Genomic DNA, 21,673 nt, shown 5'->3' with positions numbered 1-21,673 from the left:
CGATGTTAGGTTGCCGCCATCATTTTTCGACGGAACGGATATGCACCTGCCAACGCCATGGACTCGGCCTTTTCTATGCCTGACGTTATTGTGCCTCAGTGCCCTTGATGGCGCCTTTGCCGCGACCAATCCTGGCGACCAGGACCTGATTCGCGATCGGCAAAACCGACTGCTGGAAGAGCAACAGCGACGTCTTCAAGAACTCAAGGAATTGCCCGGCAAAGAGGTAAAACCGGCAGCCCCGGTGGCTCCGGTGGACACCCGTTGCTTCCCCATCCAAACCATCGAACTCAACGGCGCCGACAGCCTCTCTGGTGCTCAGCGCGAACGCCTGCTTGAACCCTTTATCGATCAATGCCTGGGTGTGTCCCAACTCAATGATTTGCTTAAGGTAGTTACCGACCACTACATCGACAAAGGCCTGGTCACCAGCCGCGCCTACTTGCCGCAACAAGACCTGTCCAAGGGGCATCTGCAAGTGTTGGTGGTAGAAGGCAAACTTGAACGTCTGAAAGGCGTCGACAACAGTTAGTTGTCAGCCCGCGAACTGGCCATGGCCTTTCCCGGTAATAGCGGCGACTTGCTCAACTTGCGCGAAGTTGAACAAGCCATTGATCAACTCAACCGTCTTGCGTCCAACCAGGCGCAAATGGAACTGGCGCCCGGCGACGCAGTGGGCGGCAGTAGCGTTTTGGTAAAAAACACGCCACAAAAGCCGTGGCGTGCCAGTTTGTCACGCAACAACGATGGCCAGAAAAGTACCGGAGAGCAGCAGTGGGGCACAGGCTTTGAATGGGACAGCCCATTGGGCCTGGCCGACCAGTTGATTCTGCGCGGCGGCCACGACGCCATCAGCGATCACCAGAAAACCTCAAAAAACGCGATGCTCTACTACAACGTGCCGTGGGGGTGGTGGAACTTCAGTTACAGCTACAATCAGAGCGATTACCGCTCGGTGGCCCAAGGCGACGGCTTTGACTTCAAGCAAACCGGCGACAGCCAAAACCATCAGTTGCGCGCCGAGCGCGTGATCCACCGCGACGCCCTGAGCAAAACCTCGGTGAACGTTGGTGTGGCCCACCTGCGCACCAACAACTACATCAACGACAACCACCTCAAAGAGAGCAGCAATCGCCTCAGTGAGTTGCAGTTGGGCATCAACCATGGGCGCCGCATTGGCAGCGCCTTCGTCAACCTCGACGTCGGTATGCAGAACGGCACCGGCGCGTTCGACGCCCAGGGCAATCACAACCCCGGCCCGGGCGTGCCGGATGCGCGCTACCGCAAATACACCGCCACCGTCAGCTACTTGCAACCGTTCAGGCTGTGGGGTGAGTCCTTCAGTTTCACCAGCCTGGCCACCGGCCAGCGCAGTGAAGACGTGCTGTTCAGCCCGCAGCGCATGAGCCTCGGTGGCTCTTCGTCGGTACGCGGTTTCAAGGACCAGCAACTCAATGGTGACAGCGGCGGCTACTGGCGCAATGACCTGCGTTGGAGCCGCCCGGTAACGCTCGGCTGGCTGCGCCCGGTGTTCGGCGAATACGGCGCCAGTGTCGGCTATGACCAAGGCGTTATCCGTAACGCGCGCTACAACCGCGAAGTGCATGGCCGGGTGTCGAGCAATTCGTTTGAGCTGTTCGCCCGTGGCCAGCACGTCAGCACCAGCGTGACCTTTGCCCACTCGCTGGAACGACCGGCCGCGCTGCTTGACCGCGAAGCGCCGATCTACTTTCGCATGGATTTTTTCCTCTAATTCAACGCCCCGTTGCATCGAGAATTTGAAATGGATGTTCGCCAGTTTGTCTTCCTCGCTCGCCAGCCTTCGGCTGCCCTGAAACGCCGTGACTCGTTCATCGGCCTGCCCAAACGCGGGTTGGCGCTGATCCTGGCCAATGCATTGTTCTGGCAGCCGTTGTTGGCTCAGGCCGACGGCATCGTCGTCAGCGCACCGGGCACCAGCGTCGGCCAGGCAGGCAATGGCGTTCCCGTGGTGAACATCGCCGCGCCCAACGGCAGTGGTTTGTCCCACAACCAGTTCAAGGACTACAACGTCGGCGCCAATGGCGTGATCCTCAACAACGCCACCGCCATCACGCAGTCGACCCAGTTGGGCGGGATCATCGTCGGCAACCCCAACCTGCAAGGCCGCGCCGCCAACATCATCCTCAACGAAGTCAACGGCGGCAGCCCCAGCCAGTTGCGTGGCTACACCGAAGTGGCGGGGCAGTCGGCCAAGGTTATCGTGGCCAACCCGTACGGCATCACCTGCAGCGGCTGCGGTTTCATCAATACGCCGAATGTGACCTTGACCACCGGCAAACCGGTGCTCGACAACGGCCGTCTGGACCGTTACCAGGTCGATGGCGGCGCCGTGACCATCGACGGCCAGGGCTTGAACGCCAGCAACGTCGACCGTTTCGAAATCATCACCCGCTCAGCCAAGATCAATGCCCAGATCAATGCGCGCAACTTGACCGTGGTCGCCGGGCGCAACGACGTTAACGCGCAGACCTTGAATGCGACGGCGCGTGCCGATGACGGCAGCGCCAAGCCGGAGCTGGCAATCGACTCGTCGGCATTGGGCGGCATGTACGCCGGTGCGATCAAACTGGTGGGCACCGAAGCCGGTGTAGGCGTGAAGCTCGACGGCACCCTGGCGGCCAGCGGCGGCGATATCCAGTTGGATGCCAATGGGCATTTGAGCCTGGCGCAGACCGCCGCCACTGGCAACATCAAGGTCACCGCGCAGAACGTCAACCTGACCGACAAGCTCTACGCCGGCAGCAGCGTGCAGGTCACCAGCGCCCAGGGCCTGGTCAACCAGAAAAGCCTCGCCGCCCGCGACAGCATTAGCCTGGCCAGTACTGGCCAGGTCACCAACAGCGGGATCATCGAAGCGGGCGTCAACGCCGATGAAACGCGCAATGCCAACGGCGATGTCAGCGTGTCTGCGGGCAGCCTTAAAAATACCCAAAGCGTGGTTGCCAGCCGCGCCCTGACAGTGACGGCTGCACACAACCTCGACAACCAGAACGCGACGTTGAGCGGCGCGAGCGCGGTGGTCAGCGCAGGCCAAGTGGATAACCGTGGCGGCCGCGTGCTGGGCACGGCATCGCTGAAGGTCAATGCCACGGGCCTGGATAACCGCGCCGGTGGTGTGTTGCACAGCGACAACAGCACCGACGTCACGGCGGCGACCCTGCAAAACCAGAACGGCCGCGTGATCGGCCTCAATTCCCTGACGCTGATTGCCGGGCAAGTGGGCAATGAAAACGGCTTGCTGGCCAGCCAGCAACAGGCCCATGTAACCGCCGGCCTACTGAGCAACCAGGCAGGCGAAATCTCCGCCAACCAAACCACCGTTACCGCCACCACCCTGGATAACCGCGCCGGCAAACTGCTGGGCGCCCACCTTAATGTGCTCGCCAGCGGCGCGATCGACAACCGCCTGGGGATCTTCTCGGCCACCAGCCTGCTGACCCTGCAGGCCGCCAGCCTGGACAACAGCGGCCAAGGCACCGTCGCCAGCCAGGGCAACCTGACCGCGAACATTGCCGGGCTGTTTGATAACCACAATCAAGGCAACCTGATCAGCCAGGGCGCGCAACAGGTTAGCGTCGGCCAACTCAATAACGCCCAGGCCGGGCTGGTATCGAGTAAAAACACCTTGGTACTGCACGGCGATACGCTCGCCAACCAGGGCGGCCTGGTGATTGCCGACGGGGCGATGACCCTTACCGGCGGTAGCGTCGACAACAGCCAGCAGGGCGTGATCAGCAGCAAGGCCAACACCCGCATCGAACTGGCCAGCCTGAACAACAGCACTGGCGGCCGACTGAGCAGCGACGGCGGCCTGACCCTCAGCGCCAGTCAAATCGAAAACGGCGCCGGGCGTATCAGCGCCAAGGGCGACCTGCTGGCAACCGTCGGCGTGCTCAACCAACAAGCTGGCGAATTGGTCAGCGAAGGCGTGCTGAGTTTTACCGGCACCGCCCTGGATAACCGCAACGGCGGCCTCATCGCTGCCACCCGTGGCGTCGACCTGTACAGCCCGAGCATTCTCAACCAGCAGGGTGAAATCTCCAGCCAGGCCCGCGTGCGGCTGGGTGCCGATCAACTCACCAACAGTGGCGGCAAGGTCATTGGTGACGGCGGCCTGATACTGACCGTGCAACGCCTGCTCAACCAGAACAAAGGCCTGTTGGCGGCGCGCCAAAGCCTGCAATTGAACGGCGGGCAACTGGACAACAGCCTGGGCGGCCGCGTGATCAGCCAAACGGGCGTGAACATCAACCTGAGCGGCGATCTGCTTAACCAAGGGCAGGGCGTGTTACTCAGTGACGGCGCGTTAACGCTCAATGCCGGCACGCTGAACAACAGCCAGGCCGGTGTGATCAGCGCCAAGCAACAGCTTGACCTGCGCAGTGCGGGCCTTAACAACAGCCAGCGCGGCAGTATCAGCAGTAACGCCGGGATCCTGCTTAACACCGGGCAACTGGACAACAGCCAGCAAGGCTCGATCTTCGCCAAATCCACGCTGCAGGCAAACCTCGACGGGCTGGACCAGCATGACCGCGGCGAACTGGTCAGCAATACCAGCATCGACCTGGACCTGAACCACGGGCAACTGATCAACCGTGACCACGGCCTGATTGCCACCCCTGGCCAATTACTGCTGCGCAACCTCGGCAGCGTCGACAACAGCCAGGGCGGCGAGCTTTCCAGCACGCAATCATTTGCGGTGGTGGCCGACACGCTGAACAACCGTGGCGGCAAAGTCATCAGTGGCGACAGCTTGCAGGTGCGCATCGCCCAGGCGCTGGATAACAGCGTCGAAGGCGTGGTATCCGCCAAGAACCTCTTGCAGGTGGCGGCGGGCAGCCTTAATAACCAGGCCGGTGGCGCGATTGCCAGCCGTGGCGCTTTGGACCTCAAGGTCGCTGGCGCCCTGGACAACCGTGATCAGGGCCTGATCAGCGCTGCGACCACGTTGGATGCAACGGCCGGCGCATTAAATAACAGCGACAAAGGCCGGCTCTCGGCCGGTACCCGCCAAACCCTCAGCACCGGCGCGCTGGATAACAGCCAGGGCGGGCAACTGGTCAGTGATGGCAACCTCACGCTGACGGCGGCCGATGTCAGCAACCGCAACGGCGTGATTGGCAGCCAGCAGGCCTTGAGCCTGAACGTCGCCAACCTCGACAACACTGCGGGCCTGATCAACAGCCAGGGCGACCTCAGCCTGGCAGGACAGCATGTGGACTCAAGCCTTGGCGGTGAAGTCTCGGCCAAGGGCAACCTGCAACTGGTGGTGCAACAGCTGATCCAGCGCCAGGGCCGCCTGATCGGCGAACGTGCCGTTGCGCTCGATCTGCAAGGTGGCGACCTCGACAACAGCGCCGGCCTGATCAGCGCCAAAGGACCGCTGAGCTTTGCGCGCCTGGCCAACCTGACCAACCGCGAACAGGGCGAAATTTCCAGCAATATCGGGTTCAGCGTGGCGGCCCTGCGTATCGACAACAGCGATCGCGGGACCATCCTCAGCACCGATCAACTGCGTGTCGAGGCGAACACCCTGATCAACGCCAACAAGGGCCTGATCTCCGGCTGGAACGGTTTGACCGTGGCCGGCGGCAGCCTCGACAACAGCGCCGAAGGCACGCTGTCGAGCAAAAACGGCAGCCTGCACGCCAACCTCAGCGGCGCCCTCGATAACCACGCGGCGGGCGCCCTGGTGAGCCAGGGCCTGCAAACCCTCAGCGCGGCGAGCCTCAACAATGCCCAAGGCATCGTCTCCAGCCAGGGCGATGTAGGCCTGAGCATTGCCGGGCGCCTGGATAACAGCAACAACGGCTTGATTTCCTCCAGCCAGTTGCTGGGTTTCAACCACGCCCAAAGCCAGATCCTCAACCGTGGCGGCCAGATCAGCGCGGCCAACATCAACCTGATCGGCCAGAGCCTGGACAACAGCGACGGCCAACTGATCAGCCAGGGCAGCCTGCAAGGCACCCTCAGCGGTGCACTGATCAACGCCAACAATGCGCGCCTGGCCAGTGGCGGCGCGTTGCTGCTGAACGCCGCCAGCCTCGATAACCGTGGCGGCCAACTGGTCAGCCAAAACCGGCTCGACCTGACCCTCGCCAGCGGCGATTTGGACAACAGTGGCAAAGGCACACTCGCCAGCCAGCAAGACCTGCTGATCAAACTGCTGACCGGTGACGTCAACAACCAGCAAGACGGCCTGATCTACAGCCAGAAGGGCAAGCTGGAGCTTGCCGCTCGCACCCTCAATAACCAGCAGGGCACCTTACAAAGCCAGACCGACAACCTGCTGCGTCTGAGCGGCGCCCTCAACAACCAGGGCGGTCGAGTCGACAGCCTCAGCGGCAACCTGGACCTGAACGCGGCCAATGTGGCCAACACCCGCGGCGGCATCCTCAACAGCGGCAAAGGCTGGATCAAACTGGTCAGCGGCCTGTTCGACAACGGCGGCGGCATCACCCAGGCGCAATCGCTGGATATCGACGCCAAGGGCGGTGTGCTCAACCAACTGGGGCACCTGTCGGCCCTGGGCGGTGAAAACCGCATTGTCACCAGCAGCCTGAACAACCAGGGCGGCGGCGTGTATGCCAACACCTTGCTCAAGGTCACGGCCGCCGATTTCGATAACCAGGGCACGGCGGCCAACAACGGCGGCAAGGTCGGCGCCCGCAGCATCGACTTCGGCCTCACCGGCACCTTGAGCAACCGCTTCGGCCTGATCGAAAGTGACGACACCCTGCGCCTTGCCGCACAAACCTTCAACAACGCCGGTGGCAACCTGCGCGCCATGGGCCGCGCGGGCAACACCGATATCAACGTGTCGGGGCTGTTCGATAACCGCTCCGGCGCGCTGGAAAGTGCCAACGAAAATCTCAACCTGCAAGCCGGCAACCTCGACAACAACGGTGGCCGTATCGTGCACACCGGCAGCGGCAAATTCGACCTGACCTCTGATCAAGTCACCCGTGCCGGCGGCAGCTTTATCACCAACGGCCAGTTGGACATCAAGGCAGCGAGCTGGACCAACAGCAGCGTGATCCAGGCCGGGCGCCTGAACCTCGACATCGGCCAGTTCACCCAGACCGCCAGTGGCCAGTTACTGGGCGCGCAAAGCCTGACCGGCACGGGCGACACCTGGACCAACGACGGCCTGCTGGCCAGTGACGGCAGCCTCAACCTCACGCTCAGCGGCGGCTACAGCGGCAACGGCCGGGTCAGCAGCCTCGGCGCCATGACCCTCACCAGCGCCAGCATGGACTTGGGCGAAAACGCCCGCATTGCCGGCGGCGCGGTCACCCAGGTCAACAGCAGCACCCTGACCAACCACGGGCGCCTGACCGCCCTCGGCGACCTCACGGTAAACGCCACCACCCTGAACAACTACGGCACTTTGGGCGGCGCGGAAAAAGTCCGCCTCAACGCCACCCACCTGCTCAACGACAGGGGCCTGCTGTTCAGCGGCAACGACATGACCTTGCGCGCCAACGATGTGCGCAACAGCTACGGCGACGTCTACAGCCTCGGCGGCCTGGACATTGCCCACGACGATGCGGGCGCGCGCAGCAGCCTGATCGAAAACCTCTCCGGCAGCCTGGAAAGTGCCGGCAACATGCGCCTGCTGGCCGACACCCTGAGCAACCGCCGCGACCAGTTCAGCACGCAAAAGAAACTGGTCTCGGGCAACCTCAATATCTATTCCAACGACTTCTGCAAAGGCAAAGGCTGCGAGCTGTACTTCACCTCCGTAGAGAAATACGAAGACGTGCTGGTCGGCAGCTCGGCCTCGGCGTTCATCAACGCCGGTGGCGACCTGACCGTCGGCAGCCAGACCTTCGATAACCTCTACAGCTCGGTGTCTGCCGCCAGGAACATCCTGATCAACACCGACGTGCTGACCAACCGTGGTGCGGCCGGCGGCGAAGAAGTGCACCTGAATTCGGGCTTTTATACCCGTGACCGCAGCTTCTACAACACCTTCATGGAGCGCCAGAACCAGTTCAACGTCTATAACAACCCCAACTCCGGCGACTACCGCCCAGGTGAGATGACCCTGGCCAAGATCATGGCCGGCATCGGTAACTTTTACGAAACCAGCACCTACGTGGTGCCGACCGCCGGCAGCGTCATTGCCCAGGCGGTGATTCAGGCGGCCGGCTCGGTGACGGTCAACGCCACGCAAAAAATCGACAACAGCGTGATTCGCCCCAACGCCACCGACATCAAGGCCCCGGCGCAAAACCACAACACCAACTCCGACGTGTTCGCCTCCACGGTGAAACCGGCGATTACCGCGCAACTGCCGCCAGACCTGGCACAGCGCCAGGTCAACCCGGCCACCTTGCCCGGCTTCAGCCTGCCCACCGGCCAGAATGGCCTGTTCCGTTTGAGCGGCCAACAGGCCAAGGCAGACAGCGCCGGCAGCGCCTCCACGGGCAATGGCGACTTCAGCGTCGGCGGCCGCCAGATTGCCGACAAAGACCGCGAAAAACCGCTGGACTACAGCGCCGTGCAAGAGCGTGGTTTCAGCGTCGATGGCCAGCCGCTCAGCGGCGCGGTCACTGGCCAGGGCCCGCTGAACCTGGACAGCCGCGCGCCGTCGGTAACCCGCGTGCAAGGGCTGCCGCAAATCGCTGCGGTCGACAACAGCCACAAATACCTGATCGAAACCAACCCGGCGCTCACCGACCTCAAGCAGTTCATGAGCTCCGATTACCTGCTGGGCAAACTGGGCTACAACCCTGATACCGCCTGGAAACGCCTGGGCGATGGTCTCTATGAGCAACGCCTGATCCGCGAAGCCGTGGTGGCCCGCACCGGCCAGCGCTACATCGATGGCATCGCCAGTGACGACTCGCTGTTCCGTTACCTGATGGACAACGCCATCAGCTACAAGGACGCGCTCAAGCTGCAACTCGGCGTGTCGCTGACTGCCGAACAAGTCGCGGCGCTGACCCACGACATCGTGTGGATGGAAGAAGCCGAGGTCAATGGCCAAAAAGTCCTCACCCCAGTGCTCTACCTGGCCCAGGCCAACAACCGCCTGGCACCCAACGGCGCACTGATCCAGGGCCAGGACGTGAGCCTGATCACCGGCGGCGACCTGCACAACAGCGGCACCCTGCGCGCCACCAACAACCTCAGCATGGTCGCCGGCAACATCGACAACAGCGGCCTGATGCAAGCCGGCAACCGCCTGGAAATGCTCGCCACCGACTCGATCCGCAACACCCGTGGCGGCATCATCAACGCCCGCGACATCAGCGCCACCGCTGTGACCGGCGACATTCTCAACGAGCGCACCGTCACCACCTTCAAGCAGCAAGGCGAAGGCTACCAACTGCGCAACGACGTGGCCAGCGACGCCTCGCGCTTCGAAGCCACCGACACCCTCAAGCTCAACGCCGGGCGCGATGTGCTCAACATCGGCAGCGACCTCAAGGCCGGTGGCAACGCCAGCGTGACCGCCGGGCGCGACGTGGTCATCGCCAGCCAGACCGAACAGGACGACTACGCCTACCAACGCCGCCGCGTCAAAGGCACCGAGCAAACCACCCTGCAATATGGCTCGAACGTGGACGTGGGCGGTAACCTCGCCATCGACGCCCGCCGCGACATCGCCGTGGTCGCCAGCACCGTCAGCGCCGCCAAAGACCTCAGCGTCAAAGCCGGCGAAAACCTGACCCTGGCCGCCGCCGCCAACGAACAACACGACTACTCAAAAGGCAAAAAAGGCGGCACCAAAACCACCACCCAACTCGACAACGTCACCCAACAAAGTGCGGAACTGAAAGCCGGCGGCGACCTGATAGCTGTCGCCGGTACCGACCTGACGCTGGTCGCCAGCAAGATCAGCGCGGGCAACGAAGCCTACGTGCATGCCGATAACGAACTGCAACTGCTGGCCGCGCAAGACAGCAACTATTCGCTGTACGACATGAGCAAAAAGGGCGGTTGGGGCAGCAAGAAAACCCAGCGTGATGAAGTGACCGATGTGAAGAATGTCGGGAGCGAGATCAAGACGGGGGGCAACCTGACGCTGGAGAGCGGTGGGGATCAGAAGTATCAAGCGGCGAAGCTCGACAGTGGCGGGGATATTGCGATTGTCAGTGGTGGGGCGGTGACGTTTGAGGCGGTGAAGGATTTGCGGCAGGAGAGTCATGAGAAGAGCAATAACAATGCCTTCTGGGTGTCTTCCAAAGGCAAAGGCAACACCGACGAGACGTTGCGCCAGACCCAAATGGTTGCCGAGGGCAGCATCGCGATCAAGGCGGTCGAAGGCCTGAAGATTGACGTCAATCAGGTCAATCAACAGACCGTCAGCCAATCCATTGATGCGATGGTCAAGGCTGATCCCCAGTTGGCGTGGATCAAGGACGCCGAGGCAAGGGGTGATGTGGACTGGAGGCAGGTCAAGGAGATTCATGACAGCTTCAAGTACAGCAACTCGGGGTTGGGGCCGGCTTCGCAGATCATTATTGCGATTGTGATGGCGGCGGTGGTTGGGCCTATGGCGGCAGCTGCAGCGGGTGGCGGTACGGCAGGGGCGGTAGCTGGGGCTGTGGCGTCGGGAGCCTCCACCAACGCAAGCGTCAGCGTCGTCAATAATCGCGGCAACCTGGGCGCAGTGCTTAAGGATGTGACTTCTTCGGATGCGATGAAGGGGTATGTGATTGCGGGTGCTACAGCAGGCCTGACCGCTGCTTATTTTGGTGATTGGACGGGTACTCAAACAAACACAATCACTGGGAAAGTTACGACGCAAGGTCTGCTGAATACTTGGAGTGGTGTCGGTAAATTTGCTGCCAACCAGACATTGCAAAGCGGCACGTCCATGCTGCTGGGCAAGGCGCTGGGACAGGGCGGTAGCGCTAGCGATGCGTTGAAAGGCGCGCTGTTCAATACACTGGCGGCAGCGAGTTTCAACCTGGTGGGTAATTACACCCAAGGTGTAGTTGCCGATGGATCTGCACCCAAAATTGCGATTCACGCGATGGTCGGTGGTTTGCTGGCTGAAGCTACGGGCGGCGACTTCAAAACCGGTGCGCTGGCTGCGGGCGCGAATGAGGCGCTGGTTACTCATCTGAATACTCTGGTCAAAGGCAATGAAGAATTGCTGACGATGAGTTCGCAGATTGTCGGTGTGCTGGCGGCGGCGGGGCAGAAGGATGCAGATGCGGCCGCCATGGAGAAGGGGGCTTGGGTCGCGAAGAATGCTACGCAGTACAACTACCTGGGCGAGCATCAAAAGTCTCAGAGAGCGAAAGAGCTGGCAGAAAGCGAAGATGCACTAGAAAGACTCAGGATCAATACGAAGTGGGAATTGATCGACGCCGGGCAGGACGCCAGCTTTGCGGGTGGGGCAGTGGTTGGCGTGCCGGAAGGGCTACTTGATACGGTCAAGGGCATCTTGGAAGTTGCCGGCAGCCCGATACAGACGTTTCGGGCGTTGAGGTCCGTGCTTGAAAGCGAGGATGTGCTGGGTCATGTCTCGGACACTATGAAGCAGTCCTACATCGAACGAATTGACAATCTGCAATCGGAGTATGAACGAGCCGGGGCGAGTGGATCGTTTAACGCAGGGCGTGAAGCCGGGAAGCTGATAAGCGACGTTGTGGCGCTAGGGACGGGGGTTGGGGGAGCGCTCAAAAGCGGGGCCTTGCTCGTCGAAAAGGTCACTGCTAAGGTTGTTAAGGCTGAGTTGACGGTAGTAAAAGCGACGGGCGCAGCTGAAGTGCCGGCTACTTCTGCGATTGCGCGTGTTGGGCTGAGAGACGATCTGGCTGCCCAAGCAGGGATTCCTCGAAATATTGCTGAATCGCCGTCGAGCATGTGGGGTAAGTCGATTGATGACATCAAGCAGTCGTTAACGCTTGATGGTGCGAGCCTTACGCCGAAAGCACCATTGGCTGGTACTTCAGGTAAAGCACAGGTCTTTAACGTTGAAGGACACCCGACAATAAAAGAGGTAGAGTTTCATCCGGGCGGTGGAACCCACGGTGATAGTCCGTACTATAAGCTTGTTAGTACTGAGAAGGTTGGCAATAAAAATATAGAAATACGGGTAATTGATCCGTCGCCTGATTTTAGTCCAGGCACTATTACGCGTTATCAACAATACTATGATACCCAAGGAAATCGTCTGAAATATGAGGGCGGTGAGTGGAAGGGTTGGAACTGATATATGAGAAATTTATTCCCTGATTTGTACGCTGACCTTATTCCAGGTATATCAGCAGCAGGATTTTCTTTGGGTGAGTCATTTTCCAATGTTAGCGAAGAGGTTGGGGAGGTTGAGTGGTACGGTCCGGAAGTACCTGTTCGTGATATTCTCCTTAAGAATAACTCTTGGGTCGGAATTAAGAGGCGGATCGGTTTTGGTAATGAACTTTTATTTTCATATCGATTTATGAATGAGGTGGTCTCGCTGTACTTTGAGAATGCAGGAAGGCTTTATAGAATTTCCGTAGGTGCAGGGTATTTTGGGAGATTTAATAGTGTCAGCGTGGGAGATGATCTTCGGAGCTTGGAAAGGGAGTTTGATGTTTTGTTTAATGATGCGGATGATGACTTTCTTCTGAAGAAATTCGGAAGCATATTGACGGGGATTAGTTTTGTTACGGACTACAGAGCTTCCTTAGAAGATGCGCCAGAACAAGTTATAAAGTTTATATCGATACACGACTGGTCCCTTCGATAAAACATTGAGCGGATCACGTTTTTCATAAGTCCATCAAAATAAAGGAGAAATGGGGTCAGAGAAATGGGTCAGACGCTGAGTGGTCCAGCGGCGCAGGCCGCCGCAGAAAAAGCCTTTGCCCAAAAAGGCTTTGACGTATCAGGGAAGTACGTAGAAAAAGTATGGGTGCCAACTCTTGGTAACCCTAGATCAGGTGCGTGGGTGCCAAAAAGTGAGTGACACAATTAGACAGTTTGATAAGCTTTGCGAAGCTGCTATGGCCGCTTATAGTGAAGAGTTAGATGTCTCCTATGAAGAGTCTTTGTTGCAAATATTGCAGAAAAACGGGGTCAGACCCTGAGGAATCCCCGTAATAGCAAGACTGGAGAAATAACAAACTCCTTTATCACTATGCCGCGGAGGACAAACTGATGGCTAGCTTGGCTTGGCTTGAGAGCCTAAAGGAGTCATTTGCTTCAACTGGTCTGGATTATGAAGACCTTTACGAATTGATAGAGGCTTCTATGGCGAGGGGGAGGACTAATTTTCCAGCGTTTATCTATGACGCTTCGCGGGGAGTTGGCTTCTCTGTGAGTGAAGGATTTTTTTACTCTCTTGATCAGGACTGGGACGATCCAGAAGATTTCAGTGAGGTCAGTTTCTTTTTGGGCGAAGTGGAAACTTCAAGTATCCCAGTGCCAGACTACGTTTCCCTGATGAAAATTGCAGCTGATGTTTACTCTACTTTCTTTCCTGATGATGGGGGCAGTGTTCTAAGGTCTGTGGAGAGATTAGAAGAGCGTTACTCGAAGAAGTCTCCAGTCTAGTTGGGGAACGTTTATTCAAGATCAAGAAGCGCTCAATCTACCGGCAGAGGAAAAATGGGGTCAGACCACTATTCTTCCGGCGAGGGCCCAACGGGGCGGTAATCGCTAATGAGTTTAGTGGGTACTACTGGAAGAGCTGGACGCCTGAGGTCAGAGCTAAATTTGAGCAGACTCTTAAGCAGTACGATCTCAATGTCAAACATCATCATGGAATGTAATTTATGAAAAAATGTGAAAAAATGGGGTCAGACCACTATTCTTCTAACGGAGCACTAAACGTGGTCTAACCGCTGTTTTTTTGTAGAAAAATGGGGTCAGACCACTATTCTTCCTGAGCTTGAAGCTCGAGGAGGCGGTGGGTTCTTGAGCAGCGTTGATGATGCTCAAAAAGTACTAGACGCTTACCGCATAGGGCAGGTTAAGATTTTAGGTAAGAATGCTCAAGGGTTTTCGGTGGTCAAGTTTGAAGGCGTAACCGGCACTAACGTTAACGCTGGCGTTGGTATAACCGCTCAGCCAACTAATGTCTTTATCATCAAAGGTACAAAAAGCCCAAGTATTGTCCCTGCTAACCCTAATTGGACTCAGAAATGAATGCAGAAGCTGAATTGAAAACTTGGAATTTCCAAGTCTTAATGCTTGTTCAAGCGATGCTGGGGGCAGTTACTCCAAACTTCAGGATGGTGGTATTGTCTTGTGAAGATGATGTTTGGTTAATTAGATTTTATCTTGAAGAAAATATAGAGGATGATATTGATGAGGTCGAAGATATCATATGTCAATATACTGCTTATCAGGACTCAAATTTAAAATGCAAGTCGGAAATTTTGGTCGGCAACGAAGACCTACCTAGCTTGTCGGAAGCTGAGAGGGTCGTTTATCGTCGAAAAGAGTAATTTTTACTTGGTCCAATGAAAAACGGGGTCAGACCACTATTCTTCTGACGGAGCACTAAACGTGGTCTGACCCCTATTTTCCTCTTGTGTGGTGCAAACCAAGTTGCCGACTCATGCAGGCCTCTTCAATATTCCAACTTCTTGATTTTCGGTAAGATAAATCGGGGATCCCTCAGGGTCTGACCCCTATTTTTCTTCAAAAGCAATTGATAATTCAGTCATAGGGAAGCCAAGAGTCGGGAGCGCAAATAAACTTCCTGATGGCCAGCACGGATTTAATGACATAATTGATAACTATGCTGGTGATGCAGCTAAATTTGAGATACCAACCAAAGGACCAGGTGGCGAGGTGGTTAGGGTGTCAGAGTTAAGGCAGATTGAAGGCAGCAATAACGGAGTTGGTGGGGTTTTTGAATGGATTGTTGATGAAGGCAACGTGACTCATCGGCGCTTTATTCCCGGTGGTCAAGTAACTGGCCTGCCTAACCAAATTCCGAAAAAATAAGGAGAAGGTAATGTCCCCACTTGGTGTATTGATTAGTTTGGGTTTGGCTTGTTGGTCAACCATTTTTTTGGGATTTAGAAAGCGCTGGATAAGGCGAGAAGATATTTTTGAGTTTGCCATGAATCAGCTTTTAAATGGTTGCGAAAGCGAGCGCGTTGCCATCATTGCTGGAGGCGAATATTTAAGCGATGAAGAACTTCTTGAGGTTGTCTCAAAACAAATGGAGATGACGAACCTTCTTGCCGAAATTGAAAAGTGGCGTTTAGCTTTTCTACTTTGTATTGATACGTCGAATGACAGTGACGAAAATAAAATAAATAGACTTCAGGAAGTCTATGCGGACTTTGATTATCCGGAAGATATGGCTTCGTGCAGTATTTACTCTCAGGATGGTGTCGACCCGCTTGTAGCAATGAGCCGAGTTGTGGAAAAACTAAGAGAGAGGTTTTTGCTCCAATAATTTGATGGTGCAAAAGCGACAGGAGCTGCCGGCGAAAGTGCAGACGCCATGCGCCGATTGGACTATGAAGGTGCTCCCTATCACGGAAAAGTCGATAATGCAGTTAAGAGCCGAGAAAAATGGGGTCAGACTACTATTCTTCTGACGGAGCACTAAATGTGGTCTGACCCCTATTTTCTTTGACCCCTATTTTCTTTGGCCAAGCAGATTGCAGACTGGGGTCCTTCGATGGACCGGCTAGCCTTGATAAGCGGCGGTGGGGCCGGTGGTGGTAGAGTCGAGTCTAGGCCTCGGTTGCCGGGGGATACTGATCCGGCAGGGTTGGCGCAGCTGGAAAAGGCGATAAGGTATTTACAAGGTCCAAAAGGGGTTGGAGACACTCTGGCTACGCTGAGTCAAGGCCAAAAAGAGCTGTCGGAAAAATTGACAATATTCTTAATAATTTCAAGGATAGTGATATTACGGGTACCTTAAAGGATATGGCTGGTAATCCTGTTCCGAAGCCTGGCGGTGGTTATTGGGATCACCTAAAAGAGATGAACGACACTCTTCGAGGTTTACGGAACCATGCGGACACTTTGAAGGGGGTGAATGAACCGTCAGCGCAAGCTGCACGCCAGCGAGCGGTCGATACTATCGATCGTATTGAGTCAGCTTTAAATGGTGCCGGGATATGACGTTTCGTGAGTTGGAAAGACTTACTCAAATTAGTTGGTTACCAGAAGACAGCCCGTCGTCTTTGACCGAATGGTATCTTTTGGTATGTGATACTCCACTAGATCACTTAAGTATAGGAGATGTATGCCGCGCAATTAGGCAAAATCTTTTTGTTGATGAGCTATTACCCTTTGCTGTGATATTACTACATGATGATGTGTTGGCAGGAGAGAGATACGACGGCGAGCTGCTTGCAGCTCTTGCAAGTGTGAGTGCAGAGTGTTGGCAGAGAAATGCAAGTGCGGCGCAAAAGGCCGTTTGCGCTTTGGCCGAAGTGAAGAATTTAAGCCAAGATCCCGAGCTGTTAAAGGATGCTTCGACTTTGATGGGAGCGCTTGGCATTTGAGGAGAAATGGGGTCAGACCACTATTCATCTGGCGGTGCATTAAACGTGGTCTGACCCTGAGGGATCCCCACAAATTTACTCCAAGCTCTGCGCTTGATGATGCAAAAAATGCGGTCAGACCACTAGTCTACTGGCGGAGCACTAAACGTGGTCTGACCCTTATTTTTAATGCATGGTGAGCGGGCAACACCGATCAAATGTGGGGGCTGGCTTGCCTGCGATAACGCCGGACCGGCCAGCACATTTGTCACTGGAAGACCGCCATCGCAGGCAAGCCAGCTCCCACCTTTCGGATCGTGATCAGGCCAGGTATTTGTGGAACCAGCCTAGGGTTCTTTCCCACGCCAGATTCGCCGCCGCCTCGTCATACCGTGGCGTTGAATCATTATGAAACCCATGATTGGCGCCTTTGTAGATATACGCCTCATAGGACGTGCCTGCGGCCTTCAGCGCTTTCTCATACGCCGGCCAGCCCTCGTTGATCCGCGTGTCCAACTCGCCGTAATGCAGCATGATCGGTGCTTTTATGCGTGGCACGTCCTTGGCCTCAGGTTGGCGCCCATAGAACGACACTGCCGCACCCAGTTCGGGATACGCCACCGCCGCCGCATTGGTCACGCCGCCGCCATAACAGAAGCCGGTAATCCCGACTTTGCCGGTGCTGCTGTCGTGGTGCATCAGCCATTCGATGGCGGCGAAGAAGTCGTTCATGAGTTTGGTGGGGTCGACTTTTTGTTGCAGTTCCACGCCTTTTTCATCGTTGCCGGGGTAGCCGCCCACGGAGGTGAGGCCGTCGGGTGCCAGGGCGATGAAGCCGGCTTTGGCCAGGCGCCGGGCGACGTCTTCGATGTAGGGGTTCAAGCCGCGGTTTTCGTGCACCACCACCACGGCGGGCAGTTTGCCGCTGGCCTTGGCCGGGCGTACGAGGTAGCCGCGCACGGTGCCGTTGCCTTTGGGCGAGGGGTAGGTGATGTAGTCGGCGACGATGTCCGGGTCGGTAAATTTGACCTGTTCGGCCAGCGCATAGTTGGGGCTCAGGGCCGCCAGCAGCGCCGAGGCGGTGAGGCCGCCGAAGGTGAACAGCGCGGCGCGGTCGAGAAATTCGCGGCGGTTGAGCTTGCCGTGGGCGTAGCCGTCATAGAGTTCCAGCAGTTCGGGGGCAAAGTCTTTCGCGGTGAGACGAGTCATCGGAGCAGTCCTCGATTAGCGGTGGTCATCACTGTAGACCAGGATCAACTGTCGCGGCCATGGGCGGCGGCGGCCAGTTGCCCGGTGTCGACGCGCACGAACACCGAGTCGCCGACGGCGGTGAGCACGTCACCGGCGTACACCTCGCAGACCACGCGGCTTTTACGCCCCACGTCACCTTCGACCCGTGCGCGCAGGCTCAGCGTTACGCCCATCGGCGTCGGCTTGATGAATTTGATCCCCAGGTTGCCGGTCACGCAGTCGATGCGCGGCAGGCTGCCGGGCGCGCGTTGTTCGGCGCGGTAGTGGTAGGCCATGGCGGTCCAGTTGGAATGGCAGTCGACCAGCATGGCGATCAGGCCGCCGTAGACCAGGTCGGGCCAGCCGCTGTATTTGGCGTCCGGCTGATGCTCGGCAATTACATGGACGCCATCGGTGTCCCAGCGGCTTTTGATGTGCAGGCCGTGCGGGTTGCTGCCGCCGCAGCCGTAGCAAATGCCTTCGGGGGCGGTGGTGTCCTGCAGAGAAGGGGTGTGCATGCAAAGTCCTTATTGTGCTGGGGCGACTACTCTGTTTAACAGGACAAACGCCCGATGGGAATACATCCATGGCGTGGCGTGTAAGCTCAGCACGCGTGTTCTTTTCTCCTGCGGAGTTTTCCATGAAGCGTCGAACGCACCCGGTCGTCATGCTGGCTCTGGTTGTGGGTTGGTTTTCCAATGCCCAGGCCGTGGAGTACAAAGACGTCAACCGCACGGCCAGCCAGATCAGCTTCACCTTCCAGCAATTCGGGCAGCGGGTGTACGGCACCTTCAGCGACTTCGAGGGCACCTTGACCTTCGACACGCAAAAGCCCGAGGCGGCGCACGCATTGCTGAAGATCCAGCTCGCCAGTATCGATGCCGGCAGCCAGGACGCCAACACCCGGTTGCAGCAACCGGCGTGGTTCGACACCGCAACCTATCCGGTGGGCGTGTATGAATCCAACGGTGCCCGCGCGCTGGGCGACAACCGCTACAGGATCACCGGCAACCTGACGATCAAGGGCATTACGCGGCCGGTCAATATTGAGGTCGTGCTCAAGGAGCAAAGCGGTATCGGCGTGTTCGACGGTGAGTTCATCCTCAACCGCGATGACTTCAACATTGGTGAGGGCGAGTGGGCTGGTAATAGCGTGGTGTCCAACGGCATCAACATCAAATTCAAGATGGTCGCGCCACAACGTTAGGGCCGTTAACGGGCGAACCGCTTCGCGCCGGCCACGCAGCCGATCACCGCGACCGTCACCAGCACCATGCCCAGGCTGACCTGTTCATGCAGCAGGCCCGCCGCGAGTGCCAGCCCGAAGAACGGTTGCAGCAACTGCAACTGGCCGACGGCGGCAATGCCGCCTTGGGCCAGGCCGCGATACCAGAACACAAAACCGATCAGCATGCTGAACAGTGCCACATAACCCAGGCTCAGCCAGGCCGGCAGGCTGATCCCGGCCAGGGTCGACGGCGCCAGCATCAGGCTCAAGGGCGCCACCACCGGCAGCGACACCACCAACGCCCAGCAGATTACCTGCCAGCCACCCAGGCTGCGCGAGAGCTTGGCGCCTTCGGCGTAACCCAGGCCGCAGGCCAACACCGCCAACAGCATCAGCACGTCACCGGCAGGGGCGGCGCTCAAGCCTTGGGCCACGGCGTAGCCCATCACCAGCAGGCTGCCCAGGCTCGAAAATAACCAGAACACCGGGCGCGGACGCTCGCCGCCGCGCAGCACGCCAAACACTGCCGTGGCGAGCGGCAGTAAGCCGATAAACACAATCGAATGGGCGGAAGTGACGTATTGCAAGGCCAGCGCGGTGAGCAAGGGAAAGCCGACCACAACGCCGAGCGACACGATTACCAGGGGCAGCCATTGATGACGCGCGGGGCGCTTCGCCTGGAACAGCCGCAGCAGGCATAAACCCAGCACGGCGGCGAGGGTGGCGCGGAGCATGGTCAGGAACACCGGGTCGAATTCCATCACCGCCAAGCGTGTGGCCGGCAATGAACCGCTGAAAATCACGACGCCGATAAAACCGTTGATCCACCCTTGGGTGCTGCTGTCGAGGGGGTTGAGCGCTGAGGTACGTTCCATGGGCTGTGCTCGAAAGGAAGGGTTGCGTGACGGGCATCCTAGGGTCGAATATCAGCACAATCAAAAAATTGTCATGGATACACCGCCTATGCCGCGCGCCCGCTATAAGTCGCTGGTCGACACCTTCGCCGAGGACATCCGCAGCGGGGTTTTGCCGCCCGGCACGCGCCTGCCCACCCACCGGCAACTGGCCGCCGACCACCGCCTGGCACTGGTGACCGCGAGCCGGGTGTACGCCGAACTTGAGGCCATGGGCCTGGTCAGCGGTGAAACCGGCCGTGGCACGTTTGTCCGCGAGATCGCGTTGCCGCCAGGGCAGGGCAGTGGGCAGATGAGCGTTGCGACGGGGATGCTCGACCTTAACTTCAACTACCCGTCGCTGCCGGGGCAGGCGGAGCTGTTGCGCACGGCCTTGCGCCAATTGGCGTTGTCGGGCGATCTGGAAGCGTTGCTGCGTTACCAGCCCCATGCCGGCCGTTTGCACGAGCGCGCCGCCATCGCCCGCCATCTGGTGAGCCGAGGGTTGGCGGTGGAGGCCGAGCAGGTGCTGGTGGTCAGCGGGGCCCAGCACGGTTTGGCGGTGGCGATGATGGCGTTGCTCAAGCCAGGGGATGTGATCGCCGTCGACGCGTTGACGTATTCGGGGTTCAAGGTGCTGGCGGAAACCTTGCACCTGGAAATCGTCGCCATCGCGGTCACTGCCCACGGCCCGGACCTGGAGGCTTTGCAACGCCTGTGTCGCCAGCGGCCGGTGCGCGCCGTGTACAGCATGCCGACCCTGCATAACCCGTTGGGTTGGGTGATGAGCCTGGAGCAACGAACACAACTGGTGGCCATCGCCCGCCAGCACCATCTGATGGTGATTGAGGATGCGGCCTACGCCTACCTGGCCGAGGACGCACCGCCGCCACTGGCAGCCCTGGCGCCGGAACGCACGGTGTACGTCGGCGGTTTTTCCAAGAGCGTCGCCACCGGCTTGCGCGTCGGTTTTGTTGCGGCGCCTGCGGCATGGGTAAAGGCGATTGAACGCACCATCATGGCCACCACCTGGAACGTGCCCGGGGTGATGAGCGCGATTGCCGTCGCCTGGATCGAGGACGGCACCGTCGCCCGCCTGGAAGCGCAAAAGCGCCAGGATGCCCAGGCACGACAAGCCCTGGCCGCGCAGGTGTTGGCCGGGGTGGATTACATCAGCCACCCCTCGTCGTATTTTTTGTGGTTGCCGCTGCAAGAAGAGGCGCGGGCCGATCAGGTTGCCATGACCCTGCAACGCGAGGGCATTTCGGTGTCCACCGCCGAGCCGTTTGCCGTCTCGGCGTGTGTACCGCATGCGCTGCGCCTGGCACTGGGCTCGGTGGACATGGCGGCGCTACGCACGGCAATGGTGCGCGTGCGCAGGGTGGTGCAGTGGTGAGCCGAGCTTGGGCGGCTCACCGCGGTCATCAGTATTTGTACGCCTGACGCCCGATCAGCAGCCACTTGCCTTTTTGCTTTTGCCAGACCTGAAAGTTGTCGATGTCGGTCGGCACGTCGACGCCGCTGTTCACGGCCAGGGCGTGAAAGTGGTTGCGCACCAGCGCCGTGTCGCCGTCCAGGGTGATGGTCTGGTTTTGCATTTCCAGGGTCTTGAAGGCGCTGGTGTGGGTTTCCAGATCGGCGATGAACTGCGCCTTGTCCTGCACTTTGCCACTGGAATGGCCGTAGGTGAGTTTGTCGGACGTCAGCGCGTGCAGCGTCTTGAGGTCCAGGTGCAGCATGGCTTGGGTCAGTTGGTCGACCGCTTGAGCCACCTCCTTTTCAGCGGCGGCGGGCGCCGCTGCGACATAACCGGAAAACAGGCACAGAAAACCGATCAGCACTTTGACGTTTGGCATGGGTGTTTCCTTATTGTT

Annotated in this window: 13 protein-coding genes and 1 pseudogene; 10 read left to right on the top strand and 4 right to left on the bottom strand. The window is 58.4% G+C overall.

Annotated features, from left to right (window positions below; all coding sequences use genetic code 11):
• The first annotated feature begins 40 nt into the window (after window positions 1-40).
• From CPH89_RS26800 to CPH89_RS30310, 8 genes and pseudogenes are all read left to right on the top strand, one after another.
• Window positions 41-1,753, top strand: a pseudogene (locus CPH89_RS26800) (ShlB/FhaC/HecB family hemolysin secretion/activation protein).
• A 30-nt stretch (window positions 1,754-1,783) separates the two neighbouring features.
• Window positions 1,784-12,220, top strand: coding sequence for a two-partner secretion domain-containing protein (locus CPH89_RS26795; RefSeq protein WP_081006356.1), 10,437 nt, complete (start codon window positions 1,784-1,786; stop codon window positions 12,218-12,220).
• A gap of 3 nt (window positions 12,221-12,223) precedes the next feature.
• Entirely contained in the window at window positions 12,224-12,739 is a 516-nt protein-coding gene (locus CPH89_RS26790; RefSeq protein ID WP_053255810.1) for a hypothetical protein, read from the top strand.
• Window positions 12,740-13,149: 410 nt separating this feature from the next.
• Entirely contained in the window at window positions 13,150-13,545 is a 396-nt protein-coding gene (locus CPH89_RS26785; protein ID WP_053255811.1) for a hypothetical protein, read from the top strand.
• Between the two features lie 363 nt (window positions 13,546-13,908).
• Window positions 13,909-14,139: a hypothetical protein gene (locus CPH89_RS26780; RefSeq protein WP_155512284.1), complete on the top strand. Its 231-nt coding sequence runs from the start codon at window positions 13,909-13,911 to the stop codon at window positions 14,137-14,139.
• Window positions 14,136-14,441 (top strand): MafI2 family immunity protein, encoded by a 306-nt coding sequence (locus CPH89_RS26775; RefSeq protein ID WP_053255812.1) that lies wholly within the window; start codon window positions 14,136-14,138, stop codon window positions 14,439-14,441. Before CPH89_RS26780 ends, CPH89_RS26775 begins: the two co-directional genes overlap by 4 nt.
• A 515-nt stretch (window positions 14,442-14,956) precedes the next feature.
• A complete protein-coding gene (locus CPH89_RS26770; RefSeq protein ID WP_053255813.1) occupies window positions 14,957-15,406 on the top strand; it encodes a DUF2247 family protein in 450 nt (149 codons plus the stop codon).
• 673 nt (window positions 15,407-16,079) lie between these two features.
• Window positions 16,080-16,469 (top strand): contact-dependent growth inhibition system immunity protein, encoded by a 390-nt coding sequence (locus tag CPH89_RS30310; protein ID WP_073637383.1) that lies wholly within the window; start codon window positions 16,080-16,082, stop codon window positions 16,467-16,469.
• A gap of 300 nt (window positions 16,470-16,769) precedes the next feature.
• On the opposite strand, the gene yghX is transcribed toward CPH89_RS30310, so the two are convergent.
• Together yghX and CPH89_RS26755 are read right to left on the bottom strand one after the other, a co-directional pair.
• A complete protein-coding gene (gene yghX, locus CPH89_RS26760) occupies window positions 16,770-17,657 on the bottom strand; it encodes a YghX family hydrolase (protein ID WP_053255814.1) in 888 nt (295 codons plus the stop codon).
• A 44-nt stretch (window positions 17,658-17,701) separates the two neighbouring features.
• On the bottom strand, window positions 17,702-18,196 hold the full coding sequence (locus CPH89_RS26755) for a PaaI family thioesterase (protein WP_053255815.1): 495 nt from the start codon (window positions 18,194-18,196) through the stop codon (window positions 17,702-17,704).
• A 122-nt stretch (window positions 18,197-18,318) separates the two neighbouring features.
• On the opposite strand from CPH89_RS26755, the gene CPH89_RS26750 reads away from it, so the two are divergent.
• Entirely contained in the window at window positions 18,319-18,885 is a 567-nt protein-coding gene (locus CPH89_RS26750) for a YceI family protein (protein ID WP_053255816.1), read from the top strand.
• A 5-nt stretch (window positions 18,886-18,890) separates the two neighbouring features.
• Here CPH89_RS26750 and CPH89_RS26745 read toward each other — a convergent pair whose 3' ends face one another.
• Window positions 18,891-19,781, bottom strand: a complete 891-nt coding sequence (locus tag CPH89_RS26745; RefSeq protein WP_053255817.1) for a DMT family transporter — start codon at window positions 19,779-19,781, stop codon at window positions 18,891-18,893.
• An 88-nt stretch (window positions 19,782-19,869) separates the two neighbouring features.
• Between CPH89_RS26745 and CPH89_RS26740 the strand changes: the two genes are divergently transcribed.
• On the top strand, window positions 19,870-21,195 hold the full coding sequence (locus CPH89_RS26740; RefSeq protein WP_053255818.1) for an aminotransferase-like domain-containing protein: 1,326 nt from the start codon (window positions 19,870-19,872) through the stop codon (window positions 21,193-21,195).
• A 28-nt stretch (window positions 21,196-21,223) separates the two neighbouring features.
• On the opposite strand, the gene CPH89_RS26735 is transcribed toward CPH89_RS26740, so the two are convergent.
• A complete protein-coding gene (locus tag CPH89_RS26735; protein WP_053255819.1) occupies window positions 21,224-21,655 on the bottom strand; it encodes a nuclear transport factor 2 family protein in 432 nt (143 codons plus the stop codon).
• Between the last annotated feature and the right edge of the window lie 18 nt (window positions 21,656-21,673).

This window comes from Pseudomonas fluorescens (assembly GCF_900215245.1).
GTDB lineage: Bacteria > Pseudomonadota > Gammaproteobacteria > Pseudomonadales > Pseudomonadaceae > Aquipseudomonas > Aquipseudomonas fluorescens.
This window is presented reverse-complemented; position numbering and strand designations above follow the sequence as displayed.